The organism is Streptomyces sp. NBC_00019 (genome assembly GCF_045041015.1).
GTDB lineage: Bacteria > Actinomycetota > Actinomycetes > Streptomycetales > Streptomycetaceae > Streptomyces.
On the sequence record NZ_CP108302.1, the window covers coordinates 9,762,965 to 9,781,221 of the forward strand.

Below are 18,257 nucleotides of genomic sequence, written 5' to 3' on the forward strand. Positions count from 1 at the left end.
TTCTGATCAGAAAGGGCAATGCCGCGTAGGCGCCCGAAGGCCGTCCGCGCCGAGCGGTGGCGGCCACCGAAGCACATGCCGGTCCGTCGGATCCCAGGCGTATCAGCCCGAACCCGGGCAGCGGTGCGACGTGTTGAGGCCGAACATCTCTGGCCGGACGCAGTCGCTGCCGCGCTCAGCCGGTTCAAGTGGGCCTTCAAGGAGCCGGGACGATATCTGACCGGCCCCGCCGAGAGCCCCGGTATCGAGATCGAGGACGGCCGAGACGACCTGGAAGTCGCTCTGCTGTACCTGCCCACAGGAGCCCGAGCAGATCTGGGCCGCCTGGTGGAGCGGATCGACGTGGAGTTCGAACGTCGTACCCTTCCGAACCCCGGTTGGGTGAGCGAATGGACGGCGGGGCGCTGGTGGTGGTGGCGCATTCGGGAACGGTGACCTCGACGTTGCCCATGGCCCGCGGTGAGGGGTGCCGCCGACGGGCCTGGCAGCGTCGAACTCAGGGCGCGATATCCGCGAGTCGTCCCGTCGGAGACGTGGATAGCCTCGTGCCGTGACGAACGAGCATGTGTTGCAGGACCACGCTCACCGGCAGGTCGTGCGGATCGGCGACACAGTGCGCCGCCCCGTGCAGCCCTGGACCGAGACGGTGCACGCGCTGCTGCGGCACCTTGAGGCAGTGGGCTTCCCCTGTGCTCCGCGCGTCCTGGGGTTCGACGAGGAAGGCCGTGAGGTCCTCAGCTACATCGACGGCGACTCGGGGCCGCTGGGGTGGGCCAAGGTCGTGGACGACAACGGCCTGGCCGCCTTCGCCCGGCTGCTGCGCGACTACCACGACGCCACCACCAGCTTCACGCCTCCCGGCAACGCCGCCTGGGCGGTCGGTGCGACAGAGGCCACCGACGGTGAAGTGGTCTGCCACGGCGACTTCGGTCCGTGGAACGTGGTCTGGCAAGGACCACGGCCCGTGGGCCTCATCGACTTCGACTTCACCCGCCCAGCAGCGCGTCTGCACGACATCGCCTACGCCTTGCAGTACGTCGCGCCGTTTCGGGACGACACCGAGTGCACGCGCTGGCTGCACTACCCGCAGCCTCCCGACCGCCGCCGACGCCTGGAAGGGTTTTGCACGGCCTACGGTCTTTCCTCCACCGACGGCATCGTGGACGCTGTCATCCGCGAACAGCAGGACAACATCGAACGGGTACGCCTGCTGGCCGAAGCCGGGCACGAACCTCAGGCGACCTGGGTGGCCGGAGGATATCTGCTGGATCTCGGACGCAAGCTGGCATGGAGCCAAGACCACCGGCACCTCTTCGGCTGACGCCTCATCCCTCGGGCGGTCACCGGATCGAGCTCAGCCCAGTGTGTCCATCAGCGCGGTGACGTAGGCATCGAGCCGCTCCTCGACGGCCCGCGTCGTCAGCTCCGTCCTCCCCGCCTCCCGCCACGGCCGCGCGGCCCACTGGACGCCCGGCGCGAAGGCCAGCGCGTCCAGCAGCCGCCAGTACAACCGCTCGCTCGTGGTCGCGGCCAGCACCCCGTCGGCCTCCTCGTACGCCTCGGCGAACCGCGGACCCCACGCCGGGCCGTGCAGCAGCGCGAGATTGGTGGAGCAGTGCGCCACGTCGAGATCCGCCGGGCCCCAAGAGGTCTGTACCCAGTCGACGACGCCGCTGATCCGGAGGCCTGCCGGGCGGCCGGGTGGCGGCGGCACGTCGAACAGCACGTTGCCGGGGTGGAAGTCCCGGTGCAGGAACCGCCCTTCATAGGGCGGCGCAGGCTCGCGGATCACATTGGTCGCCGCGGCCCATGCCGCCGCATCGGCACCGTCCGGAGGGACGACCGCGTCGGCGGTCGTCCACGCCTTGTACTCCTGGGGACGCTCGGCAGGCCGCAACGCGTGGATCGCCACGAGCTGACGGGCCAGCAGCGGGACCCGCGCCTCCACCCCCTCGTCATCGAGGACCGTCCGGCCCGCCAGATGAGTCATCAGGAGCGACGGATACTCGCAATGCGTGGCGGTCGGATCAGCCGCGACCGGTCCGGGAGCGGGCACGCCGGTCCCCGCGAGCCGGGTGAGAACCCCGGCCTCGCGGTTGAGCAGAACCTCGGCGTGCTCCACGAAGTACGGGTCGACGAAGGTTCGCAGGACCAGGTCGCGGGTGCCTCCGTCCCGCGTGCCGATGGTCAGCCGTCGCATCTCGGCGGTGATCCCGCCGTGCAGCACCTCGGTTCCGACGATCCGTTCGCCGGTGTTGAGTTGCCGGCCCACCCAAGCCAGGGTCAATGGCCGGACAGTCGCCGCCTCACCGTGGTCGATCACCGTGCCACTCCATCACCCGGAGAGCGGCCCGCGCAAAGACTTTCGGCCCCACCTCTGGCTGGGCGCTTCGATGCAGCGGTAGGTCAGCAGGCACAGCGGCAACAGCACGGTGAAGAAAGCCACTTCGAGCGGAAGACTGTCCTGCCGCCGTCGGCCGATCGTGCCGTCGATCACCGCCAGCAGCACCGGATGCACCAGATAGACCGAGTAGCTGATCGTTCCCAGCCCGGTCAGCAACCGCGGTATGCGCCGGCGCCGCAACAACAGTCCGGCGCCGAAGGTGAGCACAGCCATCAGGAACGCGACGATCCAGCCGCGCCGTACGAAGTGGTCAACGTCGCCGTACCAGAACGCGCTCCCCACGGCACAGACGACCACGATGACAGCAGCGGCGGCTGCACGGCGCCAAGTGGTCTGACCGTTCTCGGCACGGTAGACGGCGGTGCCGAGGAACATCACGGCGAGGATCACCAGGCCCTCCCACTGCGGGACCGTGCCGTTGAACAAGACCAGGACGAGCGCCAGCACCCCGCCCAACACGCCCCCGAATCCCCGGAGTACGGGTGATCCGGCGCTCGCGCAGCTGATCGCGACCACCATGGCGACCGAGGCGAACGCGATCAGCGGACCGGTGCCGATCAGTTCGGACAGGGCAGAGGCCGGCAGCATCAGCCCTGCCGTCACGCTGACGGCGGCGAGCGCCGCCAGGACGGTTGCGATCGCCGCGGACTGCTGGTGGAGGCGGACCGTGAAGAGAGCGACGACCAGGAGGTAGAAGGACATCTCGTAGGAGAGCGTCCACAGGACGAGCAGGAGATTGGGTGTCCCCAGCAACTCCTGGAGCATGGTGGCGTGGGCGACGATCACGGTGACCGCGCTCTGCCGGTCGAAGCCACGGATCTCCGCAACGCCAAGGAGGTTGGCGGTGAGGAGCATCGCGACGACAGCCGCCGCCAGCGGGTAGACGCGGAAGATCCGTCCGATCCAGAACGTCCGGACGCAGCCCCGGCGTTCCAGCGAAGCGGGAATGACATAGCCGCTCACCAGGAAGAACACCATGATGGCGTAGCGGCTCGTGTTGAACTGCGGCATCAACTCCCGCCGGAAGTCGGCCATGAAGGTGTACGAGGAGTGGTCGAACACGACGACGAGTGCGGCGATGCCGCGCAACGCGTCCAGCCAGCCCAACCGTGACGGACCGACTGCCGTGATGGTGGTCAGTAATCGTGACGTGACGGGAAGTGAAGGTGCCGAGGTAGGGGCGACGGGTCGGGATTCCATGCGTGGGCGAAGTCCTCTTCGACGAGGTAGGCGTTGGGCTTGTCGTACGGCGGCGAAAGGCGGCACGAGCCTGGTCCGCAGGCTCACGCGGCGATGGCCCTCACCGACCGTCTCGGAGTCGGTTCTTGGGCACTGGCCCCGCGCCGCTCACAGCACTGAGTCCAGCGGCCGGAGCATTGTTCGGCAGTACCGTTCTGGCGGCCGAACAATGGAGCGGGGCGCGCGAGCTTTCGGGTGTCATCGAGGTGTGTGCATCGGCTGCTCCCGCGTGTTGCGGGGGTGGCTGAAGGGGGTGAAGGTGTGGCGGGGCGTCGTGAGGTGCCGTTGGACCCGGCGGCGGGTCCGGTGCAGCGGTTCGCGTTCGAGTTACGCAAGCTGAGGGCGGAGGCGGACGGGATCACCTACCGGTCGCTGGCGCAGCGGGCGGGCTACTCGGTGACCACGCTGTCGCAGGCGGCGGCGGGCGAGCAGTTGCCGACACTGCCGGTGGCCCTGGCCTATGCGGGGGCGTGCGGCGGCGACCTGGCGGAATGGGAGGCCCGGTGGAAGGAGGCGGTGGAGGAGTCGGCCGGTGACGGCTACGGGGACGACGACGGATCCCTTACGCCGTATCGGGGCCTGACACGGTTCGAGACCGGGGACAGCGGCCTGTTCTTCGGCCGGGACCAGCTCACCGCCGACCTGGTCGATCTGCTGCGCGGCCGACGGTTCGCCGCCGTCTTCGGCCCCTCCGGCAGCGGCAAGTCCTCCCTGCTGCGGGCCGGCCTGATCCCCGCTCTCCGGCGCGCTCAGGAGCCCGGTCTGCGCCCGGCCGCGATCCGCATCCTGACACCGGGTGAACGCCCCGCCCGCAGCCACGCACCCCTCCTCGTACCGGCATCAGCCCGCGACGGCAGCGCGGAAGCGGACACGTTCGTGATCGTCGACCAGTTCGAGGAGGTCTTCACCCTCTGCCACGACGCGGCCGAACGCGCTCGCTTCATCGACCTGTTGCTGACCGCCCGGCAACCGGACAGCCGCCTGCGGGTGCTGTTGGCGGTCCGCGGCGACTTCTACGGCCGCTGCGCCGAGCACCGAGACCTGGCCGACGCACTGCGCGACGCCAACCTCCTGGCCGGCGCGATGAGTCAGACGGAACTGCGCGACGCCGTCGTCAAACCGGCCGCGGCCGCCGGTCTGACCGTGGAACGCGCCCTCACCGCACGGCTGGTCAAGGAGGTCACCGATGCGCCGGGCGGGTTGCCGCTGCTGTCCCACGCGTTGCTGGAGACCTGGCGCCGCCGCCGAGGCAAGACACTGACCATGGCGGGGTACGAGGCGGTCGGATGCCTGGACGGCGCGATCGCCAAGACCGCCGAGCAGGTCTACGACCGGTTCACCGAAAGCCAGGCGACTGCCGCCCGCCGGGTGTTGCTGCGCCTGGTCGCCCCCGGTGACGGCACCCCCGACACCCGCCGTCCCGTCCGGCGCGCGGAACTGCCCGGCACCGGCCAGGACGACAACGCCACGGTGGTGGAGGCACTCGCCGGGGCGCGGCTGCTCACCCTGGACGGTGACACGGTCGAGATGGCCCACGAGGCCCTGATCACGTCGTGGCCCCGGCTGCGCGGGTGGATCGAGGAAGACCGTGAACGCCTGCGTGTGCACCGGAACCTGACCGAAGCGGCCCACGCCTGGCAGGAACTGGGCCGCGAGAAGGGCGCTCTGAGCCGGGGAAGCAGGCTCGCCGCATCCCAGGAACACTTCGGTGGCGCATCGCGCGAGGACCTGACCGACGTAGAACACGCCTTCCTTGACGCCAGCCGTGACCACGAGCAGCAGGGCCGCCGCCGGTACCGGCTGGTGCTCACCGCGGTCACCGCCGCCCTGTGCCTCGCCCTCGTCGCCGCCGGCCTCGCCGTGGGGCAGTGGCAGAGCGCGGTCACCGCCCAGCACATGGCCCAGTCCCGGCAACTGGCCGCCCAGTCCAGCGCGTTGCTGGACTCCGACCCCGACCTCGCCGCACTGCTCGCTGTGCACGCCTACCGGACCAGCCCGACCCGCGAAGCCACCGCCGCCCTCTACGCCGCCGCGGCGCTACCGCTGCGCAAGCGCCTGACCAGCGGCACCAAGCCCGTGGATGCCCTCGCCCTCAGCCCGGACGGAAAGACCCTCGCCACCCCCAGCAGAGACGGCAGAATACGGATCTGGAATCTGCCCGCAGGCCGGCTCCGAGGCACCTTCACCGGCCTCACCAGCAGCCATGAAACCAGCCAGGCCGCGGTGTTCAGCCCCGACGGACGCATCCTGGCCGTCGCTACCTCCGGTGGCACCGGCGCGAGGGTGACCCTGTGGGATCCGGCCGGCGGCAGGAAGATGAGGACCCTTTCCGTTCCCGACGGTTCGGTACGCGGGTTGGCCTTCAGCCCTGACGGTCGTACCGTGGCCGCCTCCTCCCCAGGGGCCGTACGGGTGTGGGACGTGGCCACCGGCCGCACACGCCACAGCTTCACCAACCACCCCGACCCGCAGGCGGTCAGCTTCGGCCCTGACGGACGCACTGTCGCCGCGGTAAGCCTCAACGGAGGGGTGCGGGTGTGGGACATGACGACCGGCCGCACCCGAACCTCCCACGACAGCCAGATCACGGGCAGCGAGGTGGCTTTCAGCCCGGACGGTCAGACGTACGCGGTCGTCCGCACCGACGGTTCGGTGCAACTGAGGGAGACGGCCACCGGCGTCGTCCGGCGCACCATCAAAGACGTACCTGTCGGGTCGCGCGGGATGGCCTTCGCCCCGGACGGGCGAACCCTCGCCATCCCGGGTCCAGGAGACACGGTGGGACTGTGGGACACCGCCTCCGGTACGGCGCGGACCACCGTGACGGCAGGCCTCCATGGAGGGGGAGTCAGGAGCGTGGCCCTCAGCGAGGACGGCCGTACCCTGTTCACCAGCAGCAATACGGGCCCCACCATCCGCGTGCACCACCTGTTTGATGATCACCCGCGGACCACGCTGCCCGGCCCATCCGGCACGTACATCGCCGACATGGAGTTCAGTCCCGGCGGACGCACGCTGACGACGGTCCGTCAACGGCCGCTCGGCCGTGGGTCGGTACAGCTCTGGGATGCCAGGACCGGCGAACCCGAAGCCGCCCCGGCACCCGACACCGACCTGGCACTTCAGGGCCGGCGACCGCCCGTCACGGGTTCCCGCCCCGTGGCCGCGGGGTTCGGCCCGACCGGGCGCGCCCTGGCCGCCGAGGCCGTCAACCGCAGGGTCATCGAGGTCCGGGATGTCGCCACGGGCAGCCTTCGCCAAAGCCGTGACGTGGGCGCCATCGACACAGCGGTCTTCAGTCCCGACGGGACACGGCTCGCCATCGTCGGCGAGAAGGGGTGGGTACGCATCTGGCACCTGTCGACGGGCGAACTGAGAACCGTCCACACCAGTCACGGCCAATCCGTGAGGGCGGTGGCATTCGCCCCGGACGGCAAAACACTCGCCGTCGTGGACATCGAGGCCGGCGGCGACCAGATCACGCTGCTCGACGCCGCGACCGGCCGCACACAGCGCACCATCGACCCGGGCCCCCGGAGCCTGCTGACCCTCGCGTTCAGCCCGGACGCGCACACCCTGGCCACCGCGAGCGGCAGCAGCGGACTCGTGAAGACGTGGGACACGCGTACCGGTCAGCTCGAAGACACCTTCAGCCTGAGCGCTCAGGTGTCGTCCCTGGCTTTCACCCCCGATGCACGCACCCTGGCCGCAAGCACCGCAAGAGGAGTCCGGCTGTGGGACCTCGCCACCAGCCAGAGCCGCATCACCCTGCCGACCCGCTCGCCCGGCGCAGCGGCCTTCAGCCCCGACGGACGGACCCTGGCGATCGGCATGGGCAGCTCCGTCGGCCTGTGGGACGTCGACCTGCCCGACCTGACCCGTGCCATCCGCACCATCTGCGCGGCCGTCGACCGCACCCTCACCCCGGTGGAAGAGGCCCGCTACCCGGACACGCGCTCGACTGAAACCGGCTGCCAGGAGACCGCGGGCTAGGAAGTCCGGTGCGGCACCGCGCCCCGTAAGGGGCGCGGGGAACTGCGCGAGCAGCCCCCACCGGCCCGCAGGTCCATCACCGCACTTCCACCAGAACGCTCAGGCGGCGCGGCGAGGCAGATCCGTATTGCGGCCTGCTCGCCCGAAAGCCCGGTGGGGCCGCTCAGGCCGCTCGTCCCCACCGCACGTGCAGCGCGGTGGGTTTGCGGAAGACCAGGCCGTACGGGGCCGCGGTGTGGTCGGGGTCGAGGCGCAGCGCGGGGAGGCGTCGGAGCAGGTGCTGGAGGGCGATACTGGTTTCCAGGCGCGCGAGATGGGCGGCGAGGCAGTAGTGCGGGCCGTGTGCGAAGGCCAGTTGGAGACGCGCGTTCTCGCGGCGGACGTCGAACCGGTCGGGGTCGGCAAAGACGGCCGGGTCGCGGTTGGCGCCGGTGAGGGAGACGGTGACGAGGTCACCACGGCGGATGGTGGCAAGCCCGAGCACGGTGTCGCCAGTGGCGTAGCGGTCCACGACAGCCGCGCCGGGTTCGAGACGCAGTGATTCCTCGATCGCGCCGTCCAGCAGACCGGCATCGGCCCGGACCAGGGCGAGTTGGTCGGGATGCCGCAGCAGGTGCAGCAGCGCGTTGGTGATCATCGCCTCGGTGGTCTCGATGCCTCCGAACATCAGCACCGCGGCATTGGATGCCACCTCGGGCACGGTCAACTGCCCGGCGGCCGCAGCGAGGAGGGAGGACGTGTTCCGGTCGGCGACGGTGGCTTCCACCGCGGAGCGCAGCTGCGCGTACGCCGTGACACCCGCCGCTCCCGCCTCCAGGCCGGAGGTGATGTCCGAGACCGACTGCACGATGGCGTCGTACCAGGCGAGCACCGTGTCCACGGTGGCGCCGACGAGCCCCAGCGCCTCGGTCACCACCGCGACCGCGAGGGGTCCGGCGAAGGAGCGCCGCAGTTCGGCCGCGCCCGCCGGCTCCAATGCGCTGATGAGGGTGTCGGTCTCCCGCTCGATGAACGCGGCGAAACCCTCACGCACGGCCCGGGGGCGGAAGGGCGCGCTGAAGGGCTCGCGGTGCCGGGCGTGCCGGTCACCGTCGAGGGACAGCATGCTGGGGCCGACCACTTGCGCGGTGGAGAACCGGGGGTCATCGACGGTGAAGGTCTCGGCATCCCGCATCACACTCAACGCAAGATCACGCCGGGTCACCAGCCAGCCGCCCAACTCGGGCACCCACGACACCGGTTCCCGCGCCCGGAGCAGTGCCAGACGCGGATGCGGATCCTGGGCGAGCTCGGCCAGCGTGGTCGCGGCGCCGAGCGGCCAGGACTCGACGACGCTCATCGCGGGCTCTGGCTGGGGGGCTGGGAACCGTTCACGCGGCTGACGCTAACAAAGCGGTTCCATGGCAGGGAGGTTGGGGGACTGCGCTGCGGCGCCGGGCATAGAGTGCACCCGTGGAACGGATCTTGGTGGTGGGTGTCACCGGCGCAGGTAAATCCACGCTCGCCCAAACCCTGAGCAGTCGTCTGGGCCTGCGGTACCACGAGATGGACGCGCTCTACTTCAACGGCCCCAACTGGGCCATCAACGACAAGCTGACCGAAGACGTATCAAGGCTCACCGCCGAGCCCCGGTGGATCATCGACTCCGTCGGTTACCCGGAAGTCCGAGACCTGCTCTGGGACCGGGCCGACACCGTGATCTGGCTGGACTACCCCAAACACGTCATCATGCCCCGCGTTCTGCGCCGCTCCATCCGGCGCACCGTCACCCGCGAGGCCTTGTTCGGCGGGAACAGGGAGACCTGGACCGGCTGGCTGAGCCGGGAACACCCCGCGTGGTGGGCCTGGTCGCAACACGGCGTCCGCCGCCGCGAAATCGAGGGCCGCGTCCGCGATCCCCGCTTCGCCCCTCTCGACACCCTCCGCTTCGGCCACCCCAAGGACACGGTGGGCTGGCTGGCATCCCTTTGACCCCGGGAGTCGGGTCGGCCCCTGGGCGCGACGAGTGTGGCTGGAAGGGCGATGCCTCCGAGTCCATCCGTCGGCATGGGCGACTCGCCGACCGGGATCCTGTGCGGTTCCCTCTGAGTTGTCGGCTGTTGGCCGACGACGAGGGTGGCCTTCACCCTTGGTGGCACTACGCGGCCGGAGCCCAAGTCGTGGGCGGGCGCGCGGCCTGGCTTGGGAGGACTTGTGGATCCGCAGGGCTGGTGGAGGCTGTTGCTGCAGGGCGCTCTGTCCGCAGTGATCGGAGGCGTCGTGGCTGCGCTGACCGCCTGGGCGGTGGTGACGGCCACTCATAAACACCAGCAGCGGGCCTTTTTGCTGGCGGAGGCGCGTAGGGCGGCGGTGGAGATGCTTCAGTTGGCAGGCCGATTCCTCAGCATGCTCGAGAGAGCCCGCGACGATCGTGGCCTGCCGGTTCCGAACACGGAGGGATCCGACTGGCTCGTCGCCGCCAGCAGCGTGGAAATCGCCATGTTCTCGCTGCCCGGAGGCATAGGTTCCCGCATTTCGCACGACCTCGGCGCGGCACGGCGTGCCCTCGAAGTGCTCAACAACGGGGCACAGCCTGAGACGGAAGACATCACCGCAGGCATCCGCTGCGTTCAGGCCTTGAGCGACGACCTGGCCGACTGGCTGACGGACGGCAGACACCTCGTCGTCTGACGCGGGGCTGCGGACCGTACTCCGGATGCCGCTTGAATGGCCTGCCACGAAGCAGCGCTGTCAACCGCGGTGCCGTCCCTCCCAGCGACGCTTGACCGCCAGGTCAACGGGCAGGTGACGTGCCATCACCCGCCCCAAGAGCCCGCACGGCCGATTCTCGACGGTCCGGACACGTGGATTCCATTTTTGGATTTCTTGCGGACCTCACGCGTGTTGTTCATGTTTAAAATATGGAGGTCGTACGGAGAGGGAGCGTGTGTGAGTCAGTCGACGGGTCCCGCCTGCGCGGAGTGCGGTACGCCTCGACCCGCGGACGGCAGCCTGGCCTGTTCCTGTGCCCGCCGCGCATCCGACGCCCATCGCGCGACCCGCATGGCAGAGGCCGAGGCCGCGGAGGACTTCGATCCGGTGCGGATACGGCCCTTCGTGGAGATAGGTGACGACGCCGCATCGCCTGACGTCTACGCGACGTCGGAGGAGTCCGAGACGGACCCCGCGGACCAACCGGCCGGTGGCCGGGAAGACGCAACCTCACCGCACGTCGACAATCCGGATGTGCCTCCATCGGACGACAACGCCCAGAACTCTCCGCGCAGGCGCCGGATCGCGCTGGGCACCGGGGTGGGGGCCGCGGCGGCCGTCCTGCTGACGGGAAGCTTCGTCAGCGGGTTCTTCTGGTACGACAGTCCTGATCGGGACGGCTCCTTGTCCGGCGGCGTGCGCGCGGGCCTGCCCGACGAACAGTCCACGCCAATCGATCCCTCGTCCCCGAACCCCTCCGCGTCGACGACCTCGGCGCAACCGTCCCCGTCTGCAAGTCCCTCACCGGACACGACCCCGACCGCAGGTCCGCTCCCCCCGACCGGCACCACCCCCAGCGAGACCTCGTCCAGCGTCACCGCCACGGGCAGCCCCACATCGAGCCCCTCGCCAGGGGAGGCCCCCGTGCTCCGCCTCGGCGACCGGGGCCCCGAGGTGATCGAGCTCCAACTCCGCCTGCGGCAGACCGGCTTCCTCAGCGGAGAGGCCGACGGCGTCTACGACCGTGAGGTCGAGAACGCGGTCCGCGCCTACCAGTTGACTCGTGTGGTGGCCGAGGACGAGCCGGGCGTCTACGGACCGGCGACGCGAACTTCGCTCGAATCCGAGACGTCGGAGCCGTAAGAGACGACTCTCGCGGACGTACGAGCCGACAGCCTTACCAGGTCGTCGGTGACCGTCAGGTACGGCGTGGGGCAGCCGTACGGCCGACCGTCGCCGCCAGCTTCCTCAACCGGCGCCAGTCCAGACGGGGTTGACGTTGCACCACCCCCGGCCGCTTGCGAGGGACTCGGACGGCGAGGGCGCCCGGCGCGATGCGGCAGTGGACCGGTGAGGGAAGGACGAGGGCCTCGCCGTCGAGACCCACCTGCACCTCCGCGCCGTCGGCTTCGACGAGGACCTCGCGGACGGTCAGGACGGTGAGCGCGGCCGGTTCCGGGTCGAGCAGCAGCGCGGCGGCGTCGGCCGCGCTGTCCACTCGTACGCCGAGGACCCCCAGCGCTCCGGTGTCGAGGCGGTCGCGACGGCCGAACCCGAAGGGATCGCCGGTCCGATAAGGGTTGTTGCTCACCAGCACAGCCTGAGGGGAGTCGAGTGTGGTGTCTCCCGCTTTTGCGGTGAGGCGGGCACCTTGCTGACCGGTGAGCAGGTCGGGCAGCAGGTCCAGGCTGGTGCCGATCTTGTCGTTGCGGTAGGAGGGGCTCTGCACGATCGCCGCGTACGCCCCGAACGAGGCGTTGTTGACGAAGGGACGGTCACCGGCGAAGCCGAGGTCGACGCGGAGTTCGACACCGTCGCTGAGCGCGTCGAGGCAGGTGCTCGGGTCGTCGCGGTCGAGACCGAGGTCCAGGGCGAAGTGGTTGCGGGTGCCGGCGCTGATCACGAGAAACGGTATGCCGTGCTCGGCGGCGACGGCCGCGACCAGGGCCTGGGTTCCGTCGCCGCCCGCGGCACCGAGCAGATCCGCACCCTCCGCGACGGCGGCCTGGGCCAGCGCCGTGATGTCCTGCTGTTCGTCCGGGTCGAGCAGGACGACACGCGCGCCGAGCCGCTCGGCCTTCTCCTTGAGCCCGAAGCGGTCCACCTTGCCGCCGCCCGAGCGCGGATTCATGATCAGGAACGGCCGTTGCGGCGGGGGCGTGCGGTGCTCCTTGCTCCGCACCCGATGGCTTCCGGTGCCGCGCAACGCATACCGGCCGCTCCACACGGCCACGCCCCACAGCGCCAATGACACCGGCAGTGCCCAGAAGAGGGTGGCGGCGAACAGGGCGACGATTCCGGCGGGGACGGCCAGGGCCAGCACGCCCGCCGCCCAGCGCAACGGTCCCCGCAGGGTCAGCGTCCACCACGCCGCAGCCGCGGCTACCGCCAGGCCGACAGCGCCGCACACCAGAAGCAGCACGCCGGCCAGGCCGTCGTAGCCGAGAGGCACCAGGACCGCGAGGACGGCAGCGGCCAATGCCACCCTCGCCGCCCACCGTTGTCCTCGATACGCCCGTCTGCTCACGTCCATGGCCAACTGTTCTCTCCGTCCGGGAAACCCGCCTCGACCTCGCACGACCGAACTCTGGCAGATCCCTGACAGAACCGTCGTCCCTGCGATCCGGCGCACCGGTCGGTGGGGCGTCGCTTGCCGACCGGTGCGGGGGTGTCAACTTCAAGGCCAGTCACGGCACTTCCGGTCCATCGAACGGTCCGGGCATGCCGTTGTTCGGTCGGCACAGGTCAGTCTCAAAGACTCGGTCGTGGTGTGCGGACGGCGTGCATACGGTCCGGAGACCGAGGCGGGTCGGGAGCATCGGTCCGCCGCAGTCAACGGCATGCAAGGGGAGGCGTTGTGGCGAGTGTGGAAGTGTCGCTGAAGGAGATGATGGCCGGGGTCGAGGGTTCTTTGGGAGCCGCCGTCGTCGACTACACCAGCGGAATGGCGCTGGGCACACTGGGCGGGGGCAAGGACCTGGACCTGACGGTCGCGGCGGCCGGCAACACGGATGTGATCCGGGCCAAGGTGCGCACGATGGAGCAGTTGGGTCTCAACCGCCGGATCGAGGACATCCTGATCACGCTGGACTCCCAGTACCACCTGATCCGCCCGGTCACCGGTCGCACCGGCAACGGATTGTTCCTGTACCTCGTCCTGGACAAGGCCCGTTCGAACCTGGCGATGGCCCGCCATCAGCTCAAGCGGGTGGAGGAGGCGATCGAGATCTAGCGCGGTCGAAAGGCCCTGGGCCACGTCTGCCCGTCATGTGAAGACTTCTTCAAGTCACCACATCAGCATGATTCCAATGTGCGGTCGTGGCGGGCCCGGGGCATGAAGGATCGGCATCCGAGGGCGGCATGCGGTGCGGCGGCGTCCTCGGATGCCGCCGCACCTCGGCAGCCCCGTCGCCCCCCCACCCGACCAGGAGCGAGCAGACATGCAGGCCCCTCTCTATCAAGTCAAGGCGGAGTTCTTCCGCATGCTCGGTCACCCCGTACGCATCCGGGTGCTGGAGCTGCTCCAGGACGGTCCGGTGTCCGTTCGGGACCTGCTCGCCGACATCGAGATCGAGCCGTCCAGCCTCTCGCAGCAACTGGCCGTTCTGCGTCGCTCCGGCATCGTGGTGTCCATACGAGAGGGCTCCACCGTCCGCTACGCCCTCGCCGGCGGCGACGTCGCCGAACTCCTGCGAGCCGCCCGCCGTATCCTCACCGAACTCCTCACCGGCCGAAACCAGCTCCTCGCAGAGCTGCAACAGATCGACGCCCCGCCCGAACCGCTGCATCCCACCAGGTGACGGCAACCGGAGACGAATCCGACAGCCGCACCGGAACCGTGCCCGGCTGGAACGTCACGGCGAGCCGGACCGGCTTCATCTACACCGACGCCTACGACGCCCTCACCGGTACCGGCGGCTACACCACCCCCGTCACCGCCTACCCCGGCGGGGTCAGCCCCGACGGCGTGTGGGACCTGTGCGGCAACTGCTGGGAATGGACCACCTCCGTCATCACCGCCACCCACGGCGGCGAGATGGGCCAACAGATCAACGCCATCCGCGTCGCCGCCACCGCTCAGGCGGGGTGACCACACCCGCGGCGGAGCAGTACCCGTCCGGCACACGGCAACAGATCACTGACGACGGCCGACACAATGAGGTGGCTCGATCCTGGTTGCCGTGTGCGCGGCGGGAGTTGGGCGCTAGCTCGTGGGGAGCGGTCGGTCGTAGACGTTGTCCGGCGTCACGATCTCGGTGATCGCCCGGGCGAGCAGCGAGGACGGCTCCTGGCCCTGGTACGAGATGTCGGTGTTGAGCATCAACACCAAGGTGGCCTTCTTCGAGGGCAGGTAGACGGTCACGGTCTGGTATCCGGGGATGGAGCCGTTGTGCCCGATCCAGCCGTCGCTGTTGAAGATGCCCAGGCCGTAGCTGGTGCCGGGGTGGCCGGTGGGCAGCATCTTGAGACGCTGTTCCTGGGTCTGTGGCCGCAGCAGCGTGCCCGTGGCGACGATCTTCGCCCAGCGGCGCAGGTCGTGCAGGTTGGAGATCATCGCTCCGGCCGCCCAGGCCCAACTCGGGTTCCAGTTCGTGCTGTCGGCGACCTCACCGGTCAGCGTCTGGTTGGTGTAGCCGCGGGGGTGCGGCCGAGGGAACTCGAAGCCCCGCGGGAACAGCGTGTGGGACAGGTGGGCGGGACGCAGTACCCGCTTCTCGATGAAGTCGGCGAGGCGGTGCCCGCTCACCTCTTCGACCACGAGGCCGAGCAGGACGAGGTTGGTGTTGGAGTACTCGAACTGCTTGCCAGGCGCGAAGGTGTTCTTGTGCTTGTAGCCGTACGCCAGCACTTCCCGAGGGGTGAACGAGCGCTTGGGGTTGCTCAGCAGATCGTGCACGAAGTCGGCGTCCTCGGTGTAGGGGAAGAGGCCGCTGCGCATCTCGGCGAGATGGCGCAACGTGATCCGGTGCCCGTTGGGTACGCCGTGGATGTAGTCGGAGATCGGGTCGTCGAGTCCGACCAGGCCGTCGTCGACGAGCTTGAGCAGCGCGGTGACCGTGAAGGTCTTGGTCTCGCTGCCGATCCGGACGAAGACATCGGAGGTCATCGGCTTGCGGGTGGCGGTGTCGGCGACGCCGGTCGCGCGGACGTAGCTGCCCTTGCCCGGCATCCACAGCCCGGCGACCACGCCGGGGATGCCGGCCTGCTTACGGACCTTCTCGATGGCCTTGTCCAGCCGCGAGGCCAGCTTGGGGTCGAGTTCGTACGCCGGGCAGTCGTCCGGCCGGGATTGGTGGGAGGCGACGGCCTGTGCCGCCGTGGCGGGAGCAGCCGCCATCGGGGCCAGCACGGACGCCACGAGCAGCGCTGCGGCGAAGACACGTCGGGCGGAGGTACGTTTCACGACTCGGTGCCTCTTCCAGGTCTGGGTCGGGGCGGCCACGTCACCATTCGCGCCCTTGGAGCCGGTCCCGCGCGCGGCCGCCCTCCGTACAAGTCCACCCGTTCGGCGCCGCTCAGGTCGCTGGGACGCACTACAACGTGGCACGTCAGCGGCGCGTCGGCCCGGCCCGCTCGGCTACCCCTTTCCCAGCGAAGCCGTGCGGGTCGGACTGCGTACGGCCGCGCGCCGGTTCGCTGCGCCGGCGTGTGCTGTCGGCTGATCGACCGCCGGTCGGCCAGATGTCCGTACACGAAAGCAGACGGGGTGTGGTGTCGCGAAGCGGCGGGGTGCGCCATCGTGAGACGTGCCGGTTGTCTGGTGAGGGGAAGTGGCGGGTGAGGGTCGTCGTGACGGGGGCGTCCGGGTTTCTGGGACGCCTGCTGGTGAGGGAACTCCTACGAACGCGGTCCTTCGCCGCGGCACCGGTCACCCGGCTGGTGCTGGTCGATCGTGTTGCCTGGCCCGATGGTCCGTCGGCCGGGGACCCGCTCGTGCAGATGGTCGACGGCGACCTGGTCGACCACCTCGGCGAGGTGTTCGCGGAGCCGGTGGACGTGGTGTTCCACCTCGCGGCGGCGGTGTCCGCCGAGTGCGAAGCCGACTTCGACCTCGGGATGCGCGTCAACGTGGACGCCACCCGTGCGCTGCTGCAGGCCGCGCGGGAGCAGTCGGCGAGCGGCGGGCCGGTGGCGCGGGTGCTGTTCACCAGCAGCCTCGCCGTCTACGGCCCGCTGCCGACGGGAGGGCTCCCGCCGATGGTCAGCGAGGCGACCTTGCCGACACCACAATCGAGCTATGGCACACAGAAGTTGATGTGCGAGCACCTCATCGCGGACATGACCCGCCGCGGCTTCGTCGACGGGCGCGTGGCCCGGCTGATGACCGTCGCGGTACGGCCGGGCAGGCCGAACGCTGCCGCCTCCGGTTTCGTCTCCGCCATCATCCGCGAGCCGCTCGCCGGACGGCCGACCGTCTGCCCCGTCGCCCCCGAACTGAAGGTGGCCCTGGCCTCGCCGCGGAGCACGATCGAGGCCGTGCTCCGCATCGCGGAAGCCGAGCGCGGCAGCGGGCCAGGACGAGTGGAGGGGGCGACGCCGGTCAACGTGCCCGGTCTGACCGTCTCGGTGGCCGACATGCTCGCCACACTGCGGAGAGTGGCGGGCGCTCCGGCCGCCGATCTTGTGACCCTCGCACCTGATCCGGCTGTGGAGGCCGTCGTCGGCTCCTGGCCCGCTGTCTTCGACAACCGTCGCGCGGCTGACTTGCGCCTGCTGCCCGACGCTAGCTTCGACTCGGTGGTGCGGGAGTACCTCGCGGCATCTCAGAGGTCGACGAGCTTCTCGTAGAAGAACTCATGCTTGAGGAAGGACGTTTCGTGCTCCGCCCCCGGATACGGAGGGATGAGCTGGGCGGCCTGGAAGAGCCGCCAGCCGTCCTGCAGGGCGGCGACGCCAGTGCGGTACGGGGGTTCGTCGCTGTCACCGGTGGTGGGGGAGGTGGTGCCGGTGCCGTCGTATCGGGCCCAGCCGACCACGTTCGAGTCGAGGGCGGAGGTGGCCAGGTACAGGACGAGCACCTGCTGGCGCGTGGTGCGGGCGGCAGTCCCGGTCGTCTCGCTGTCGGCGATGGTCATGCCTGGCTCCTCAGGGCGGGCCGGTTGGCGATACGGGTGGCCCAGTGGTCGATGTCGAAGCTCGGGTCGCCGGTCAGGGTGCGCCACAGCTGGATCCGGTTGTGGATCTCCAGTCGGCCGGTGGCCGGTTCGTACCAGGGGAAGGTGTGTCCCAGTTCGGAGGGCACGGCGGGGGAGTCCAGGTCCGAGACGTCCCACAACCGAACCTGGGGCACGGTCGGGTTGAAGCGGATCTTGTACATGTGGCGGACGGTTTCGCTGTCGTTGCGACGCCCGCCGTGCCAGATGCCGTGGTGCAACAGCATGACGGTGCCGGCCGCGCAGGTCAGCCGGGTCTGGCCGAGCAGGTTCTGGTAACGGCCGGTGTCGGATTCGTTGGTACGGCGCAGATGGCTGCCCGGTACGACGAGCGTGCCGCCCATGTCCGCGGTGACCTCCTGCGGGTAGTACATGAGCTGCACGTCGAACGCGTCGGGCCGCACATCGATGAGGGCGTCGGCGTGCAGCGGCTGCGCGCTGCCCTCGTGCGGTTCGCGGGTGTGTACGAAGTGGTGGTCGACGCTCGGGTCCGCTCCCACCAGGCTCTCCAACGCGCCTGCTACAGCGGGGAGTTCGACGAGTCGGCGGGCGAAGGAGCCCTCGGGGAACGCCTTCGGCACGGGAGTGCCGTACGGTACGGCGGGCAGCCCGGCGGCGAAGACGCCGAGCGCCTCCTCGTTCATCTCCCGGGGCACGATGCCGTCCAGGCGCAGGAAACCGTGAGCCACGAACCGCGCCACCTCGACGGAGTTCAACAGCTGTCGTGTGGTTGACATACGACGAACGTAAAAGTCATCGCTGCCCCTGTCGTGGGC

Annotated in this window: 17 protein-coding genes; 10 read left to right on the top strand and 7 right to left on the bottom strand. The window is 69.8% G+C overall.

What is annotated here, in order from left to right:
• Positions 1 to 123 precede the first annotated feature (123 nt).
• Positions 124 to 435: a hypothetical protein gene (locus OHU89_RS45305; protein ID WP_405651655.1), complete on the top strand. Its 312-nt coding sequence runs from the start codon at positions 124 to 126 to the stop codon at positions 433 to 435.
• A 115-nt stretch (positions 436 to 550) separates the two neighbouring features.
• Entirely contained in the window at positions 551 to 1,321 is a 771-nt protein-coding gene (locus OHU89_RS45310) for a phosphotransferase (RefSeq protein ID WP_405651657.1), read from the top strand.
• A gap of 33 nt (positions 1,322 to 1,354) precedes the next feature.
• Here the strand turns inward: OHU89_RS45310 and OHU89_RS45315 are convergent, their stop codons facing one another.
• Positions 1,355 to 2,272, bottom strand: a complete 918-nt coding sequence (locus OHU89_RS45315) for a phosphotransferase family protein (protein WP_405651659.1) — start codon at positions 2,270 to 2,272, stop codon at positions 1,355 to 1,357.
• Between the two features lie 63 nt (positions 2,273 to 2,335).
• Positions 2,336 to 3,604: an acyltransferase family protein gene (locus OHU89_RS45320; protein ID WP_405651661.1), complete on the bottom strand. Its 1,269-nt coding sequence runs from the start codon at positions 3,602 to 3,604 to the stop codon at positions 2,336 to 2,338.
• A 300-nt stretch (positions 3,605 to 3,904) separates the two neighbouring features.
• Between OHU89_RS45320 and OHU89_RS45325 the strand changes: the two genes are divergently transcribed.
• The gene (locus tag OHU89_RS45325; RefSeq protein WP_405651663.1) at positions 3,905 to 7,636 is read left to right on the top strand and encodes a helix-turn-helix domain-containing protein; all 3,732 of its coding nucleotides are present in this window, start codon (positions 3,905 to 3,907) and stop codon (positions 7,634 to 7,636) included.
• A gap of 163 nt (positions 7,637 to 7,799) precedes the next feature.
• Here the strand turns inward: OHU89_RS45325 and OHU89_RS45330 are convergent, their stop codons facing one another.
• The gene (locus OHU89_RS45330) at positions 7,800 to 8,975 is read right to left on the bottom strand and encodes a cytochrome P450 (RefSeq protein WP_405651665.1); all 1,176 of its coding nucleotides are present in this window, start codon (positions 8,973 to 8,975) and stop codon (positions 7,800 to 7,802) included.
• 113 nt (positions 8,976 to 9,088) lie between these two features.
• On the opposite strand from OHU89_RS45330, the gene OHU89_RS45335 reads away from it, so the two are divergent.
• The 3 genes from OHU89_RS45335 (at position 9,089) to OHU89_RS45345 (ending at position 11,470) form a co-directional block, all read left to right on the top strand.
• Positions 9,089 to 9,607, top strand: coding sequence for an adenylate kinase (locus OHU89_RS45335; protein ID WP_405651667.1), 519 nt, complete (start codon positions 9,089 to 9,091; stop codon positions 9,605 to 9,607).
• Between the two features lie 288 nt (positions 9,608 to 9,895).
• Positions 9,896 to 10,306, top strand: a complete 411-nt coding sequence (locus OHU89_RS45340) for a hypothetical protein (RefSeq protein WP_405651669.1) — start codon at positions 9,896 to 9,898, stop codon at positions 10,304 to 10,306.
• 258 nt (positions 10,307 to 10,564) lie between these two features.
• On the top strand, positions 10,565 to 11,470 hold the full coding sequence (locus OHU89_RS45345) for a peptidoglycan-binding protein (RefSeq protein ID WP_405651671.1): 906 nt from the start codon (positions 10,565 to 10,567) through the stop codon (positions 11,468 to 11,470).
• Between the two features lie 55 nt (positions 11,471 to 11,525).
• On the opposite strand, the gene OHU89_RS45350 is transcribed toward OHU89_RS45345, so the two are convergent.
• On the bottom strand, positions 11,526 to 12,860 hold the full coding sequence (locus OHU89_RS45350) for a diacylglycerol/lipid kinase family protein (protein WP_405651673.1): 1,335 nt from the start codon (positions 12,858 to 12,860) through the stop codon (positions 11,526 to 11,528).
• A gap of 324 nt (positions 12,861 to 13,184) precedes the next feature.
• Here OHU89_RS45350 and OHU89_RS45355 point away from each other — a divergent pair, with 324 nt between their 5' ends.
• The 3 genes from OHU89_RS45355 (at position 13,185) to OHU89_RS45365 (ending at position 14,417) form a co-directional block, all read left to right on the top strand.
• Positions 13,185 to 13,559 carry a hypothetical protein gene (locus OHU89_RS45355; RefSeq protein WP_405651675.1) on the top strand — a complete coding sequence of 125 codons (375 nt, stop codon included), beginning with the start codon at positions 13,185 to 13,187 and terminating at the stop codon, positions 13,557 to 13,559.
• A 208-nt stretch (positions 13,560 to 13,767) separates the two neighbouring features.
• Positions 13,768 to 14,127 carry a helix-turn-helix transcriptional regulator gene (locus OHU89_RS45360; protein WP_171145451.1) on the top strand — a complete coding sequence of 120 codons (360 nt, stop codon included), beginning with the start codon at positions 13,768 to 13,770 and terminating at the stop codon, positions 14,125 to 14,127.
• A complete protein-coding gene (locus OHU89_RS45365; RefSeq protein ID WP_405651677.1) occupies positions 14,124 to 14,417 on the top strand; it encodes an SUMF1/EgtB/PvdO family nonheme iron enzyme in 294 nt (97 codons plus the stop codon). Before OHU89_RS45360 ends, OHU89_RS45365 begins: the two co-directional genes overlap by 4 nt.
• 114 nt (positions 14,418 to 14,531) lie before the next feature.
• Here OHU89_RS45365 and OHU89_RS45370 read toward each other — a convergent pair whose 3' ends face one another.
• Positions 14,532 to 15,731, bottom strand: coding sequence for a serine hydrolase domain-containing protein (locus tag OHU89_RS45370; RefSeq protein ID WP_405651680.1), 1,200 nt, complete (start codon positions 15,729 to 15,731; stop codon positions 14,532 to 14,534).
• A gap of 374 nt (positions 15,732 to 16,105) precedes the next feature.
• On the opposite strand from OHU89_RS45370, the gene denD reads away from it, so the two are divergent.
• The gene (gene denD, locus OHU89_RS45375; protein ID WP_405651682.1) at positions 16,106 to 17,116 is read left to right on the top strand and encodes a D-erythronate dehydrogenase; all 1,011 of its coding nucleotides are present in this window, start codon (positions 16,106 to 16,108) and stop codon (positions 17,114 to 17,116) included.
• On the opposite strand, the gene OHU89_RS45380 is transcribed toward denD, so the two are convergent.
• The gene (locus OHU89_RS45380; RefSeq protein WP_405651684.1) at positions 17,092 to 17,403 is read right to left on the bottom strand and encodes a hypothetical protein; all 312 of its coding nucleotides are present in this window, start codon (positions 17,401 to 17,403) and stop codon (positions 17,092 to 17,094) included. The genes denD and OHU89_RS45380 overlap by 25 nt on opposite strands.
• Complete coding sequence (locus OHU89_RS45385) at positions 17,400 to 18,218, bottom strand: phytanoyl-CoA dioxygenase family protein (RefSeq protein WP_405651686.1); 819 nt, start codon at positions 18,216 to 18,218, stop codon at positions 17,400 to 17,402. Before OHU89_RS45385 ends, OHU89_RS45380 begins: the two co-directional genes overlap by 4 nt.
• Positions 18,219 to 18,257 lie beyond the last annotated feature (39 nt).

Coding starts and splice junctions, on each gene's coding strand:
- OHU89_RS45320 (WP_405651661.1), bottom strand. CDS start 3,604: ATGGAATCCCGACCCGTCGCCCCTACCTCGGCACCTTCACTTCCCGTC.
- OHU89_RS45330 (WP_405651665.1), bottom strand. CDS start 8,975: ATGAGCGTCGTCGAGTCCTGGCCGCTCGGCGCCGCGACCACGCTGGCC.
- OHU89_RS45350 (WP_405651673.1), bottom strand. CDS start 12,860: ATGGACGTGAGCAGACGGGCGTATCGAGGACAACGGTGGGCGGCGAGG.
- OHU89_RS45360 (WP_171145451.1), top strand. CDS start 13,768: ATGCAGGCCCCTCTCTATCAAGTCAAGGCGGAGTTCTTCCGCATGCTC.
- OHU89_RS45380 (WP_405651684.1), bottom strand. CDS start 17,403: ATGACCATCGCCGACAGCGAGACGACCGGGACTGCCGCCCGCACCACG.
- OHU89_RS45385 (WP_405651686.1), bottom strand. CDS start 18,218: ATGTCAACCACACGACAGCTGTTGAACTCCGTCGAGGTGGCGCGGTTC.